Raw genomic sequence first — 13,974 nt, forward strand, 5'->3', positions numbered from 1 at the left:
TCCTTCTCGTACCGTGGTGGGGTCAGCTCTGGAGCTGGGCCCAGACCTCGTGGTCGCGCTCGGCGGTCCAGATCACGGGCCGTTCGATGCCGGACAGTTCGTCCCACACCCGGGAGACGTCGAACGGCAGGCAGTGCTCGAAGATCGGCCAGTGCCCATAGCGGTCGAACAGTGCCGCGTGCGTCGCCTCGAACGCCTCCTTCAATGTGCCGCCACGCCGCTGCACGGTCCCTACCTCGGTGAGCATCACGTTCAGGAAGTGCCGGGTCTGCTCGATGGCGGCGTCGACCTCCTCGCGGCCGCGGCTGACCGCGCCGCGCCCGCCGACGAGCGCCTCGGCGCCGAGCGCCTTGATCCGGTCGAGTGTGCCGGTGGACCAGTCGCGGTGGAACGCATCGCCCGTGTACAGCGCGGCCTGCGCCTCGACGAGATCGCCGGCGAACAGGATCTTCTGCTGCGGCAGCCACGCGACGATGTCGCCCTCGGTGTGGCCGCGGCCGAGGTGCTGGAGTACCAGGTTGCCGCGGTCGCCACCGAGGTCGATGGTGAGCCGGTCGCTGAACGTCAGTGTCGGCCAGGTCAGGCCGGGCACGGAGTCGGCACCCTTGGCCAGGCGCGGCATGCGGCCGAACTCGGACTCCCAGTCCTCCCGGCCGCGCTCGGCGATGAGGTTGTAGGTGTTCTCGTGCGCGACGATGGTGTCGGCGTCGAAGGCGGACGCTCCCAGCACCCGCACCGCGTGGTAGTGCGAGAGCACGAGGTAGCGCACGGGCTTGTCGGTGTGCTCACGCAGCTTGGCCAGCCAGTCGCGCGCCGCGACCGGGGTGGCGAGCGCCTCGAAGCACACGAGGAAGTCCTCGCCCTCGACAGCCCCGAGGTTGGGATCGCCCTCGGCGGTCAGCGCGTACACCCCGTCGGCGAGAATCTCGAGGGTCTGCTCCTTCTCGCCCAGATCGGCGGAGGAAGCGAAGGACAGTGCGGTCATATGGAACCACCCCAGTTAGTAAAAGGTTTGAACGAATCTGTGACCAATGTAAGTGGCGTCACACCGGATGCGCAAGCCTTTGACCACTTCGGCACGGTGCATGCGGCGCCACCTCTACGCTGGCGGGGTGAGCGAGCCTGCGGACGACGTGGACAACCTGGACTTTCTGAGCTTTGTCGACTTCGCCGTGCGCAAGACGACGCGCGTCATGCCCGAGGTCGATCCCCAGTCGATGCGGCTCGTGCTCGAACTGACCCGGGTCGCGAGTGCACTCGTCTACGACCTCGAGTCCACCGTGCACCGCCCGCAGGGCTGGAGCTGGCCCGGCTTCCGGGTGCTGTTCATGCTGTGGTTGTCCGGGCCGAGCGATGCCAAGCGGGTCGCCCAGCTCTCCGGTATGAGCCGCGCCGCCGTGTCCGCGCTGGTCAACACGCTGGAACGGGACGGCCTCGTGACCCGGCGGCGCTCTGAGCGCGACCGGCGCTCGGTCGAGCTGAGTCTGACCCAGGCCGGCGTCGACGCGATCACCAGCACCTACGCGGCGCACAACAAGCGCGAACGGACCTGGACGAGCGTGCTGACCAAGCCCGAGCAGACCATCCTGATCGGCCTGCTGGAGAAGCTCGCCACCGCGGCCGACGACCTCGATATCCACACCCGCGACTGAGTCGCGGCGCCGGAGTACTTGCGCTTTGTGATGGCCCTCACTTACGGTAGGGCGTCCAATCAATCAAAGCATTGATTGATTGATCCCTTCACACCCCATTGAGGTGATCATGTCGCTCGACATCTCCACGGCCGCCGGCGGCGGCACGACCCGGCCGGACGACGCCGGTCTCGACGCCGTCCTCGCCCTTGCTCGGCAACGCCGACGCCTGTCGCTCGGCTCCGCAGCCGTCCTGCTCGCGGTGTTCATGGGCTACATCGTCCTGACAACCTCCACCACGGTCTTGTCCGGCCGCCTCGGCGGACTCGGCATCGCGTACTGGGTCGGGTTCGCCGTCTTCGCCGCGATCCTCGTCGTCGCGCAGATCTACACCCGCTGGGCGCGCCGCATGGATGCAGTCGTCGATGCGCACCTTGCCGCGCTGGAAGGGCGGTGACCGGCATGGGACTCAGCGTCGCGATCGTCGTCGCCATCATCGGTGTCACCCTCGGCATCACCTACCTGGCCGCCAAGCGCAACACCTCCACGGACTCGCACTACGTCGCCGAGGGGCAGGTCGGGCCCGTCGGCAACGGACTAGCCATCTCCGGTGACTACGTCTCGGCCGCTTCGTTTCTCGGAATCACCGGCATGATCGGGATCGCCGGGTTCAGTGGCTTCTACTACGCCACCGCGGTGCCTCTGGCGTACCTGCTGGTGCTGCTCATCATCGCCGAACCGCTGCGCAACCTCGGCCGCTTCACCCTCGCCGACGCCGTCGCCGCCCGGTTCGACGGCCGCGGACTGCGCGCCGCTCTCGCCGTCACCACGATCGTCATCTCCGCGATGTACATGGTGATCCAGTTCGTCGGCGCGGGACTGCTCGTGCAGGCCCTGCTGGGCATCAAGTTCTGGGTCGCCGTCATCGTCCTCGGGCTGCTCATGGTCGTCTACACCATGTTCGGCGGCATGCTCGCCACCACCTGGGTGCAGGTGCTCAAGACCGGGCTGCTGCTGACCGGCACCGCTCTCATCCTGTTCCTGGTGCTCGCGAAGTACGGGCCGAGCCCGCTGCACGTCGTCGAGCCGCTGCCGGACTCGGTCACGTCGTCGCACCCGCAGAACACCACCAAGACCTTCGACATCATCTCCCAGCAGCTCGCCCTTGCCCTCGGCGTGATGGGTCTGCCGCACGTGATGGTCCGGTTCCTCACCGTCAAGGACGCCCGCGCCGCCCGCAAATCCGGTGTGGTCGCACTGTGGATCTTCAGCGCCTTCTACGTGGTGCTGCCGTTCGTCGGATACGGCGCGATCCGCGCCCTCGGATCCGACGCCATCGCCGCCGCGCATCCACAGGGTAACCTCGCCGTGGTTCAGCTCGCCGGCGCCCTCGGTGGTCCTGCCCTCGAGGCCGTGATCATCGGCATCACCCTCGCCACGATCCTCGCGGTCCTCGCCGGCGTCGCCATCGCCACCTCCGGAGCGTTCGCGCACGACCTCTACACTCACGTCGTCAAGGGCGGAAAGGCCACCGGTGAACAGCAATTGAAGGTGGCCCGGCTGTCACTGCTCGGCATCGCCGTCGTCGCCATGTTCCTCGCGCTCGGGGCCAAGGGCTTCAACCTCGGCTTCCTCGCCAACGTCGCGTTCGCCGTCGCCGCGAGCACCAGCCTGCCTGTGCTGCTGCTGAGCATCTACTGGCGCGGATTCAACCGCGTCGGCGCGACCTGGGCCCTGGTCGGCGGCCTCGCAGTGAGCCTCGGGTTGGTGGCGATCAGTCCCAACATCCTGGGACCCACCGGGCTGATCCACGGGATCGACCCGATCTTCCCGCTCACGATCCCGGCCCTCGTGTCCGTGCCGGCGGGATTCCTGCTGGCCTATGTGGGCTCGCTGGTCGGCCGCTCCCGGCCGGAGGCCGCCGGCACCGACTTCGCCGAGATCGAACGCCTCGCACTCATCGGCCGCTGACACGGCCGGTGTGTCCTTCGGGCTGCCAGGACAGCCCGAAGGACACACCGCCGCGGCCACCACGGGTAGGGGAGCTACTGCCAGGGGATCCGGTAGGACTCCCATTCCTGCCCTTCCGCAGTCGAGGTATGCGGCGGTTCCGGGAACCACCGGAGCCGCCGATTCGTCTTGAGTTCGGCCACCTCCGGCGGAACCGGACGCGCCGTCACCTCGATCTCGGACCACCGGCACTGTCCGGCAGCGACTCTCGACGCATACAGCCGCAACTCGGGGGACGCTTCCGCGGTCGCTGCGAGTTGTTCCATCAACGCATCGTCGACCTCGATGCGTCGGTCCCGGTCGGCGCCGGCGAACCCTCGTGCGCGGATCACGGCGGCTTCGAGGTCGGTCACGGCCTGGTGGATTCGCCGCAGTGGACTGTCGAGGTGCGGCGGTACTTCCCTCATATCGCATCCGCCCACGGGTCCTCACCGACCGAATACGCGCTGGAGGGCTTGTTCACGGGGCCGCTCGCGTCTGCGACGCCGGCGAGGTCGATGGCCACCTCCGCCCTGTGCTCGGTGCGCTCGTGCGCCTCGGTCAGCGGCGCCAGCTTCTGCTCGACCCGATCCTTCAGGACGTCCGCCGGCGACGACAGTGCGTCGAGGAATTCCTTCAGTGCATCGGCGAGCTCGCGGATCCGGTCCACTACATCGTCGACGAATTCCATCGTGTTCTGAACGATTTTGGTGATCGTGACGATCTGTGCGGCCGTACCGACGAACGGAGTCTTCTTCAGCAGGAACTTCAACTTCTGCAACGCGTCGTCGAATGCCACTTCTTCTTCGAGCATCTCCTTCAGTGACCGAACCGCCGTGACGATCCCCTCCCGGATCTTCTCCGCAACCAGGTAGCACGTCTTCTTGATGACGCGTCCGACCGGTCCCTCCCATCGGAGGGCATCGACGATGCGGTCGGCGTAGTCCGTGAACGCCCGGGCGGCCTGCCCGCCCCAGTGGGGATCCAGGGTCCGGACGACGGCGGCGAGGTTCCCGCCGCTGGTCTCTACCGCCTCTCCGGCGATGCGATAGGCGTCGCCGAGGCGCTCGAGTTCGTTCCAGTTTCCGCCCAGCGGTTCGACGACCTGCGCGATCGGGCTCCACCCGGTCAGCATGTCGATCGCCTCGTCGACATCGCCGAGCCAACCGGCTGCATCCGCGACGACCTGGCGGACGTCCTCGGGGAGGGTTTCGGGGTGACCGAGTTCGATCCGGTCCGGACCGCCATACGGGAAGGTGCCGGGATACGGCCGCGCCGGACCGGGCGCCGGTGTGTCGGGATCGAATGCGTCGACCGACTTCGGGAAGAGCATGTTGGCATTGAGCCGTTCGTAATTCCGTGCCTCGGTGTCGTCGTACATCCACGCGCACCGGTTCAGTTCGATGCTGGTCTTCAGGCAGAGATCGGCAACCTGGAAGTATCGAGACTGTGCCGACGGGAGAACCGCCTGGAACCCGGCCCGGATCGTCTGCAACAGCACACCGTCGAAATTGCCGTTCGGCTCACCGTGGACGGCGAGATACCGGTTCGCCCGCACAACATCGTGTCCGATCTCCTGCACGGCGACGGCAGCGCCGGCTATCCGGCGTGTGGTGGCGGAGAATTCCTCGTGCGTCCCGGACATCACGATCTCCTCAGCGACGCGACGAGATCATCGATAGAGCTGTCGTCGAGCTGTCCGGCCACACCGCGATCCGCCCGGACGACGAAGACCGCGACCTCCGCTGTTGCAAGGCCGGTGGTGGCCACGACGTCCAACCGCGCTGCCGGCGGGTCACATTCGTCGGTGGGCGGGATGTCGGACACCAGAGCCGTGAGCCGGACTGCCGGGTTTCCGGCAATCTCGAAATGGACGGGGTCCGAATAGTTGATCGTCGGAAGTCGTCCGTCGTCGGAGTACATCCATTCGACCGCCCGGACTTCGTGAGCAGCGACGGTCAGGAGGTCGCCCGCTGGGCGCCCCGTGATCCCCACTGCGGCCAGCATCGACGTGTCGTCCGCCTCGCAGTACTCCTTCCCGAAAGCGGATGCCGAACCGATCACCATCGCTGCACCGTCCCGGCTTCTCCAGCCCATGACCGATTGGCCCTGCCCGAACCAGCCGGCTGGAGTGGTGTACGTGAGCCCGAACCGTGTCGGTACCGGTTGCGGTTGCCCTTCGGGAACCTCGGGCGGGAGCGGAGCGCGCTCCATCGACGGGAAACCCGGGGGGAGTTCGCGCGGTGATGTTGCGGCAGTGGGCGACTCGGTGCGTGTCGTCGTGATCGGTGGTGGTGGCGCCCAGCCGGAATCCGGAAGGTCCGGCCTCAGCAGGCTCGCTGCTGCGGATATTCCACCGATGGCCAGCAAGCCCCCCACATACCACAACGCCACCTTGGCCAGCTGAAGGACAACGACGCCCCATTTCGACATTGTTCGATCCCCCCTATCGACGGCAGAACCATACCAGTTGATGTGTTCCGCATGGGGATTGAGCTTTTCTGGGCCGCGCAGATACCCGGATCGTCGTGTGTTCGTTCCCGGCTGTCGGGATGCAACCGTCGGCGACGTGCGCGGTCGTCCTGGCGACCGACGGGGTGCGGCAGCGGTTGACCGGCAGACGCGCGGGTGCGGTCGAGGGAGGTCATGCGCTGTCCGCGAGGCGGTTCGCCCTCGCCCTTACGTACTGTCGAGGCGCCACTGCGCGAGTTGGACAGCGTTCGAGATGCATTCGGTCAGCACGGCCAATCGTTCGGTGGGTCCGTGCGCCGTGAGTACCTGCAGCCGGTCGGCCTCACCCATAGGGACGAAGCGTGCCAGCGCGAACAGCCGGGCACCCGGCTCGTCGGGCAGTTCGGTGATGCTCGGGGGTTCGATCCGGCCGCCCGACAGGCGGTCGAGCAGACCGTACAGCCGGCCGAGCCCCACGCTCAGGCCGGAGAAGTCCACCGGACCGGACTCCATGTCCGGCCACGGCTCGACCTCCGCCCGCGGATACGGGTCGTCCGGTAGCCAGTCGATCACCCGGATGCGTTCCTCGCCGATGCATTCCAGGAAGTAGCGACCGTCGTCGAGTTCGGTGTCCATCACGATCCGCGCGACCGTGCCGACGTCGTGGCGGGTCTCGCCCCCACCCACCTCGTGGCCTCGCTCGATGAGCACCACGCCGAACCGCGGCCCGTCCGGATCTGCGAGGCAGTCCCGGACCAGCTCTCGATACCTCGGTTCGAACACGTGGAGTGGAAGGGCGTCACCCGGAAGCAGCGCGGTTCCCAGCGGGAACATCGGGAGCACGGGCATCAGGGCAGCCGCAGCCGCGGTATCGGCGGCGCCGGGATCGGCTCGCCGCGCGCGATCTCCGTCAACAGGTGTTCCGCCCATGCCGCGAGGCCGTCTATGTCCAGCCCGTGCGGCGGCTCGTCCTCGTAATGGCGGATCCGAGCCTCCCCCTGCCGTAGCAGCGACGCGGCCCCGGCCGGATTGTCCCGCAGCAGATGCGTCAGCCCCACGGTGAGCTGCGCCAAGCCCTGCCACAGCGTCCGCTCGTCGGCCGGCGCCGACTTCCACGTGCCTTCCAGCACCTCGTGCGCATGGAACGGATACCCGTGGTCGAGCAGCCGCTGCGCCTCGGTGATAGCCTCGTCGGGCTCGAGCTGCAGGTCCTCCGGGACCCGTTCGACTCCCTCCTCGCCGTAGGGCAACGGGCGCCCCAGGGCGTCGCGCGGGCGGGCGTTCTGCGGTTTGCCGTCGACCGTTCGATCCCGTTCAGCCATGCACCCAGCGTAAACCGGCAGCGCCGACGCGACCCCGCTTCTCGCGCGCCTCGTCGACCGCGTAGGCCAGCTCGTCGCGCAGCAGCTCCGGGGTGGCCGGGCAGACGTGGGTGTGGTGGCCGGTCCGGAACAGGTACCGCCCGTCGCCTGCGACGTCGAACCAGCCGAGATCGGTGACCGGCGTGAAGTTCAGACCGTCCGGTGAGCACAGCACCCGCACGCTGCCCGTCCCGGACCGCGGATCGGTCAGCAGCCGCCGCAACCGGACGGCCGGGGGCGCCTGCGCGGTCCGGAGCACCTGCGTCGGGCGCGCGAACTCCGCCACTTCCGCGGTGGGTGCCGACAGCGCCGGCGCCGTACCCGGGGGCGCGCCGGGTAGGCACTGCACGACCGCCTCCGCCAGTGTGTGCGCCGCGGTCGCCGTCACGACGAGATCGCCGGCACGTCCCGGATCCTGCCGCGCCAGAACGGCGGAGTCGTGCCTGATGCATCCCCGCAGCCGCAACTCGGAGCCCTCCGAGAACTGCCCGTACACCTCGACGGCGACCTCCGCGTATCGCATCGTCGCTATCGCCGCGGTGAGCCGCTCGTCGGGATTCGTGCGCCGCCACCGGTGGGCCGCCTCGAGGTTCGCGGCGTGCTCGTCCTCCCACAGCGCGGTGGAGCGGTAGCGCAGAGGAAACGGAATCTCGTCGAGTCCCGTCGCGGTCCACAGGGCCAGGAACCGGTCGGGGGTGAGCCGCCACCTCATGCCGGATCGACCCCCAGCACCGGCGGCGCGGTGAGCGGCATCGGACCGACGAGCTCGTTCCCGTTGTCGGCGCCCACCAGATAACTGGGCACCGTGCGGGCGGCCTCGTCGTCGCGCGCAGGACGCGCCGGGGCGCCCAGCATGCCCGGGTACATGCCGCCCGGACGGGCCGACCCGGCGCGGGCGCCGGCGCCCGACGTCGCCGGGTTCGTCGTACCGTTCGCGACCGGTAGGCCACCCACGGGTCCGAGCCCGCCGGGACCGGCAGCGCCGGAGCCGCCGCTTCCACCGCCGGCGCCTCCGGACGTTGGACCACCGGGTCCGCCCGGAGGTCCACCCGAACCCGGGTACCGCTCCGGGCCCGACGTCGCGCCGGCCGTCGTGGTCGCGGCCGGGGTGGTGGCTGCAGGCTCGCCGGCGCCCGGCGCCGGGCCGCCCGGGTCTGCTTCCCCGTCTGTCGCGGAGGTGCCGCGGGACGGAGCGTCCGTGACCTGCCCGTCGTCGGCGCCGGCCGCCGAGGCCGAGGGCCCGGTGCCGGCCGCCGAGGCCGAGGGGCCGGTGCCGCCGCCCCGGCCCTCCGCGCTGCCCGAGGGGTGGCGCGACAGGTCTGCCCCGACCGGACCGGATCCTGCCGTCGCCTCGTGCGGCGACGGCAGGACCGGAACCGCCGTGCCGGATTCACGGTAGTGCGGGACGTAGAGCGATTCCATGACGCGTACCGCCTCGGCGTGCGCCGCCTCCGCCGCCCGCGCGAACTCGGCCGTGTCCTGGGGCACCACCACGCCCAACGGCATCGGAATCTGCGCCGGCGGTGGTGGCACGTTGTTCCGCACAGCCGAAGCGACCTCCGATGCCGCAGCGAGTTTGGTCGACACCGCAAGCAGCGCGGTCACGAGTTGTTCGGTCGACCTCGCGAAGGAGCGGGTCGCCGCCACGGCGCGGCGCGCCGCGTCACCATCCCACCCCTCGGCAATCTTGTTGCAGATCATCTGGGTTCCGAAGATGAAACCGACGCTCATGTCGGTCGCGATCTTGCGCCAGCTCTCCGCCAGGCTTCGCATCGCGCCCGGGTCCATTCTCTGGACGTCTCGATAGATGGCGTCGTGCTCCATACTGTGGAAGTTCTCGAATGCGGTGGCGTAGTCGGGATCGAAGCTGCCTTCGAGCCGTGCCACCAGTCTGGTGTGCCAGTCCGCCAGCGCGCCGACCCGCTCCGGTACCCGATGCTCGAGCAGCGGTTCGAGCATCGCTGCGACGGGATTCTCGTTCTCCGGCACCCTATTCGGTGCTTTCGCTCACGGTCGCGACGTGCTGCGCCGTGCGTCTTCCGGTGCCGTGCGAAACATCAAGTGACGTGTCCATGGAGTCCCCCCGATTCCGTGGTAGTGCGCAGCATCGTAGCGGACCGTGCGGTCTCGTGGCGAGTCGTGCCGAGGAACGAACGGCGTCAGCCATCCGCGACTTTTCCAGTCATGCGCTCCCCCAATGGTGGTCGCGGACGACTGGCGCCCGCGCGGATACAGCACGACTCGTGGAATTCTCCGGGCTCCGGAGTGATGCGCAGTGGCGGCGGTTCACCCGGAGTCGGGGGTGCCGAGTTGCCGGGCCCAGTCGTAGTCGGCGTCGAGGAAGCCCTGTCCACCGGCGGCGAACGTGTCGCGCATGCGGGAGAGCACCTCGTGGAACTGGGTGAGACGCTCGTAGGCGGACGTGGGGGTGCCTCTGGCCTTGGTGAGGAAACCTTGCCGAAGCTGTTCCGCGGACTCGAATCCACCGAAGCTTCCGACTTTGGCCAGGTCTTCCGAATTGTCGATCGCATCGGAGAGTGTCGCGAACATGGTGTCGCAGATGGCGACGATCTCGTCGATGGTATGTGGGTCGAGTCGCAGCGCTTCGCTCACCTCGGGCCTTTCGATCAGTCGTCGATGACGGCGGCCATGCGCGAGGCTGTGTCCTCGAGCCCGGCGCACCATTCGTTGTTCGGGACTCCATTGCCGTGGTCGGGGTGATAGATGCGCGAGATGATGAGAACCCCGTACGACGTCTCCACAGTGACGGCACACGACTGACGCAAGCTCGGGTCGACCTCGAGGAGGGCGCGTCGTCCGTTGATCTCGATGGGAGTGGCGTACTCGGCGACCTTCTCCTGCACCTCGGCGAAGGTGATGTTGCCGGAGTTGAGATTGAGTCCGTAGCGACGGAGAACGCCGGGGGTGCGCAGCGTGCCGTGATAGCTGCACCCGAGGAAGGTGTAGTGCGTCGCGGCGAAGTCGCTGATCTCCTCCGACCTCGGGTCGTAGCCCGCCTCGACGAGCACTCGGTCGGGGATGTCGAGGCAGGGGTCGAACGTGACTGGGGGGCGGTCGGATTCGTCGACGATGCGGGGTGTGCGTGTCGTCGTGGTGGTGGCGGGTGGTTCCGTGGGTGCCGCGGGCGTGACGGCGGTGCACGCGCTGACCGCCGCCGCGACGAGGGCGACGATCCATCCGCGAGTGCGCAGGTGTCGTCGTCGCTCTCGTTCGCTCGCTTCCCGGTCGCACGCGACGTCGATTGCGGGCGCGGACGACCGACGGCCGCGCGAACATTGCCCCCCACCCATGGACCCCCCGATCCGTCGTGTGGGGACAGATGCTAGCGGACGGCGCCCACGAGCCGGAGGGCGAGATCGGAGTAGAGGTGCGCGAGGGCGTGGGGCTCGTGGTAGCGGCCGGAGGGGTACCAGCGGCAGATGTCGACGCACAGCGACATCAGGGCAAGGGTGACGCCCTCGGTGTCGGGGACGGTGAACTCACCCGAGGCGACGCCGGCGTCGACGATGGTGCGGACGACCTGGGTGGTGCGCCGCCGCAGGCCGGTGATGACGCGGTAGTGCTCGGGCGTCAGGGCGGTGAGCTCGTACTGGACGACGCGGGCGCGGCGATGGTGCTCGGCCTGCCACTCGGCGAACCGGCCGATGACGTTGGCCAGCCGAGTGGTGGCGTCCTCGCCGGGGAGGTCGGCGTCGCGCACGACCTCGAGGGCCAGGTCGTGGCCCTCATAGCTGATCGCGTAGAGCAGCTCTTCCTTGGACTTGTAGTGGGGATACATCGCGGCCGGGCTCATGTCGAGGCGGGCGGCGATCAGCCTGGTGGTGGTGCCGCCGTAGCCGTTCTCGGCGAACACCTCGACGGCCGCCTCGCGTAGGCGGGCCGCGGCCTTCGATCCGCTGATCACCGCGTCCCTCGATGTGCTCACGTCCTGCTCCCGTTCCTGCTACGGCCCTGGTTGACAAGATAGCGGCCGCGGTTCACTATAAGCGCACGCTTAGAAAATAAGCAGATGCTTACAGATTTGAGGAGCGGTTGATGCAACGCACCCTGTACGGCCCCGATCACGAGGCGTTCCGCGAGTCGGCGCGCGAGTTCGTGAACCGGTTCGTCATGCCCCGTGCGGAGGAGCTCATCGAACGTCACGAGATTCCCCGTGACATCTGGATCGAGGCCGGTAAGGCCGGCTTCCTGGGACTCGAGATCCCGGAGCGCTTCGGTGGCATGGAGGCGAACGACTACCGCTTCAACGCCATCCTCGGCGAGGAGTTCGCCCGCGCGAACATGGCGCTGTCGTCGTCGATGGGCATCCACTCGGACATCACCGTTCCCTACATCGTCCACCTGGGCAACGAGGAGCAGCGTGAGCGCTGGCTGCCGCGCTGCGCCACCGGTGAGCTCATCTGCGCCATCGGTATGACCGAGCCTTCCGGCGGTTCCGACCTCGCCAACCTGAAGACCACCGCCGTGCGCGACGGTGACGACTGGATCCTCAACGGCGCCAAGACCTTCATCACCAACGGTTACAACTGCGACCTCGTCGTCGTCGCGGCCCGCACCGACCCGTCGAAGGGCGCGAAGGGCATCTCCCTGTTCGCCGTCGAGCGCGGCATGGAGGGCTTCGAGAACGGTCGCAAGCTCGACAAGGTCGGCCAGCCCGAGGCCGACACCGCGGAGCTGTTCTTCAAGGACGTCCGCGTCCCGCACGCCAACCTCATCGGCGAGGAGGGCATGGGCTTCATCTCGATGATGAAGATGCTGCCGCAGGAGCGGCTCGGCTCCGCGGTCAACAACGTGCACCACGCCAAGCACATCCTGCTCGAGACCATCGAGTACGCGAAGGAGCGCAAGGCGTTCGGCCAGGCCATCGGCGCCATGCAGTACAACAAGTTCCTGCTCGCCGAGCTGATCACCAAGATCGAGGTGGCCGAGGCCTACGTCGACCAGGCCGTCGAGGCCCACGCCGACGGCAAGCTCACCGCCGTGGACGCGGCCAAGGCCAAGTGGTGGACCGCGCAGACGCAGTCCGAGGTCCTGGACGCGTGCGTGCAGATCCACGGTGGCTACGGCTTCATGAACGAGTACCGTGTGGCTCGTGCATGGAAGGACGCCCGCGTCACCAAGATCTGGGCCGGCACCAACGAGATCATGAAGGAACTCATCGGCCGCGATCTGGGCCTGTAGAGACTCGAAGCGTCAACACAAAACAAGGAGCACGTGATGCCCGAAGCTGTGATTGTGTCCGCCGCCCGTTCTCCCATCGGGCGGGCGATGAAGGGGTCGCTCAAGACGGTGCGTCCGGACGACCTGGCCACCCAGATGGTCGCGGCCGCCCTGGCGAAGGTGCCGGAGCTGGACCCGGCCCAGATCGACGACCTGATGCTCGGCTGCGGCCAGCCCGCCGGCCAGTCCGGGTTCAACATCGCCCGCGTCGTCGCCGTGCAGCTGGGTTACGACTTCCTGCCCGGCGTGACCGTCAACCGCTACTGCTCGTCGTCGCTGCAGACCACCCGCATGGCGCTGCACGCGATCAAGGCCGGCGAGGGGGACGTGTTCATCTCCGCCGGTGTCGAGTCCGTCTCCAGCTTCGTCACCGGCAACGCCGACGGCCTGCCGAACACCAAGAACCCGCTCTTCGCCGACGCCGAGGCCCGCACCGCCACGCTCGCCGAGGGCGGCACCGCGTGGACCGACCCGCGCAGCGAGGCCCTGCTGCCCGACGTCTACATCGCGATGGGCCAGACCGCGGAGAACGTCGCCTCGCTCACCGGCATCTCCCGCGAGGACCAGGACCGGTGGGGTGTGCGGTCGCAGAACCGGGCCGAGGAAGCCATCAAGTCCGGCTTCTTCGAGCGTGAGATCAGCCCCGTCACCCTGCCCGACGGCACCGTCGTGACCACCGACGACGGGCCGCGGCCCGGCACCACCTACGAGGCCGTGAGCCAGCTGGGGCCGGTGTTCCGCCCCGACGGCACCATCACCGCCGGCAACGCCTGCCCGCTCAACGACGGCGCCGCGGCCCTGGTGATCATGTCCGACACCAAGGCCAAGGAGCTCGGGCTGACCCCGCTGGCGCGGATCGTCTCGACCGGCGTGTCCGGCCTGTCGCCGGAGATCATGGGTCTGGGCCCGATCGAGGCCGTGAAGAAGGCTCTCGCCCACGCCGGCAAGACCATCTCCGACATCGACCTGTTCGAGATCAACGAGGCGTTCGCCGTGCAGGTGCTCGGCTCCGCCCGCGAGCTCGGCATCGACGAGGACAAGCTGAACGTCTCCGGTGGTGCGATCGCCCTCGGTCACCCGTTCGGCATGACCGGCGCGCGGATCACCGCCACCCTGCTCAACAACCTGCAGACCCACGACAAGCAGTTCGGCGTGGAGACCATGTGCGTCGGCGGCGGTCAGGGCATGGCGATGGTGCTCGAGCGCCTGAGCTGATCGTCCCCCTCGGACCGGGAAGTCGGATGAGGCGCGGTCGCGGGCCCGAAAGGGCTTGTGGCCGCGCCTTTTTCGAATATCAAGTC

16 protein-coding genes are annotated in these 13,974 nt (G+C 68.3%); 5 read left to right on the top strand and 11 right to left on the bottom strand.

The window, feature by feature from the left end; translation table 11 throughout:
* Positions 1-22: 22 nt before the first annotated feature.
* Positions 23-985, bottom strand: a complete 963-nt coding sequence (locus tag OCS65_RS04005; RefSeq protein WP_029546472.1) for an MBL fold metallo-hydrolase — start codon at positions 983-985, stop codon at positions 23-25.
* 100 nt (positions 986-1,085) lie between these two features.
* On the opposite strand from OCS65_RS04005, the gene OCS65_RS04010 reads away from it, so the two are divergent.
* The 3 genes from OCS65_RS04010 to OCS65_RS04020 all read left to right on the top strand — a co-directional run bounded on the left by OCS65_RS04010 (position 1,086) and on the right by OCS65_RS04020 (position 3,602).
* The gene (locus tag OCS65_RS04010) at positions 1,086-1,652 is read left to right on the top strand and encodes a MarR family winged helix-turn-helix transcriptional regulator (protein ID WP_037201204.1); all 567 of its coding nucleotides are present in this window, start codon (positions 1,086-1,088) and stop codon (positions 1,650-1,652) included.
* 109 nt (positions 1,653-1,761) lie between these two features.
* Positions 1,762-2,088 carry a DUF485 domain-containing protein gene (locus OCS65_RS04015; RefSeq protein WP_006940653.1) on the top strand — a complete coding sequence of 109 codons (327 nt, stop codon included), beginning with the start codon at positions 1,762-1,764 and terminating at the stop codon, positions 2,086-2,088.
* A 5-nt stretch (positions 2,089-2,093) separates the two neighbouring features.
* Positions 2,094-3,602 (top strand): solute symporter family protein, encoded by a 1,509-nt coding sequence (locus tag OCS65_RS04020; protein WP_065923364.1) that lies wholly within the window; start codon positions 2,094-2,096, stop codon positions 3,600-3,602.
* Positions 3,603-3,676: 74 nt separating this feature from the next.
* Here the strand turns inward: OCS65_RS04020 and OCS65_RS04025 are convergent, their stop codons facing one another.
* The 10 genes from OCS65_RS04025 to OCS65_RS04070 form a co-directional block, all read right to left on the bottom strand.
* Positions 3,677-3,994 (bottom strand): hypothetical protein, encoded by a 318-nt coding sequence (locus tag OCS65_RS04025; protein WP_263508867.1) that lies wholly within the window; start codon positions 3,992-3,994, stop codon positions 3,677-3,679.
* Between the two features lie 50 nt (positions 3,995-4,044).
* Positions 4,045-5,265 carry a WXG100 family type VII secretion target gene (locus OCS65_RS04030; RefSeq protein WP_263508869.1) on the bottom strand — a complete coding sequence of 407 codons (1,221 nt, stop codon included), beginning with the start codon at positions 5,263-5,265 and terminating at the stop codon, positions 4,045-4,047.
* Entirely contained in the window at positions 5,265-6,053 is a 789-nt protein-coding gene (locus OCS65_RS04035) for a DUF8017 domain-containing protein (protein ID WP_263508871.1), read from the bottom strand. Before OCS65_RS04035 ends, OCS65_RS04030 begins: the two co-directional genes overlap by 1 nt.
* A 246-nt stretch (positions 6,054-6,299) precedes the next feature.
* A complete protein-coding gene (locus OCS65_RS04040) occupies positions 6,300-6,920 on the bottom strand; it encodes an LON peptidase substrate-binding domain-containing protein (protein WP_029546465.1) in 621 nt (206 codons plus the stop codon).
* Positions 6,920-7,393: a DUF309 domain-containing protein gene (locus tag OCS65_RS04045; protein ID WP_006940659.1), complete on the bottom strand. Its 474-nt coding sequence runs from the start codon at positions 7,391-7,393 to the stop codon at positions 6,920-6,922. Before OCS65_RS04045 ends, OCS65_RS04040 begins: the two co-directional genes overlap by 1 nt.
* Entirely contained in the window at positions 7,386-8,144 is a 759-nt protein-coding gene (locus OCS65_RS04050; protein WP_065921965.1) for an ESX secretion-associated protein EspG, read from the bottom strand. Before OCS65_RS04050 ends, OCS65_RS04045 begins: the two co-directional genes overlap by 8 nt.
* Complete coding sequence (locus tag OCS65_RS04055; RefSeq protein WP_263508874.1) at positions 8,141-9,421, bottom strand: WXG100 family type VII secretion target; 1,281 nt, start codon at positions 9,419-9,421, stop codon at positions 8,141-8,143. The genes OCS65_RS04050 and OCS65_RS04055 overlap by 4 nt, the downstream gene beginning before the upstream one ends.
* A 297-nt stretch (positions 9,422-9,718) precedes the next feature.
* The gene (locus OCS65_RS04060; RefSeq protein ID WP_263508876.1) at positions 9,719-10,045 is read right to left on the bottom strand and encodes a hypothetical protein; all 327 of its coding nucleotides are present in this window, start codon (positions 10,043-10,045) and stop codon (positions 9,719-9,721) included.
* A gap of 14 nt (positions 10,046-10,059) precedes the next feature.
* Positions 10,060-10,743 (bottom strand): DUF3558 domain-containing protein, encoded by a 684-nt coding sequence (locus tag OCS65_RS04065; protein WP_263508878.1) that lies wholly within the window; start codon positions 10,741-10,743, stop codon positions 10,060-10,062.
* Positions 10,744-10,775: 32 nt separating this feature from the next.
* On the bottom strand, positions 10,776-11,378 hold the full coding sequence (locus OCS65_RS04070; protein WP_029546461.1) for a TetR/AcrR family transcriptional regulator: 603 nt from the start codon (positions 11,376-11,378) through the stop codon (positions 10,776-10,778).
* A gap of 110 nt (positions 11,379-11,488) precedes the next feature.
* On the opposite strand from OCS65_RS04070, the gene OCS65_RS04075 reads away from it, so the two are divergent.
* Both OCS65_RS04075 and OCS65_RS04080 read left to right on the top strand, forming a co-directional pair.
* Entirely contained in the window at positions 11,489-12,634 is a 1,146-nt protein-coding gene (locus OCS65_RS04075; protein WP_006940667.1) for an acyl-CoA dehydrogenase family protein, read from the top strand.
* 36 nt (positions 12,635-12,670) lie between these two features.
* On the top strand, positions 12,671-13,888 hold the full coding sequence (locus tag OCS65_RS04080; protein ID WP_263508880.1) for an acetyl-CoA C-acetyltransferase: 1,218 nt from the start codon (positions 12,671-12,673) through the stop codon (positions 13,886-13,888).
* The last annotated feature ends 86 nt before the right edge of the window (positions 13,889-13,974 follow it).

The organism is Rhodococcus aetherivorans, assembly GCF_025722975.1.
Classification (GTDB): domain Bacteria; phylum Actinomycetota; class Actinomycetes; order Mycobacteriales; family Mycobacteriaceae; genus Rhodococcus; species Rhodococcus aetherivorans.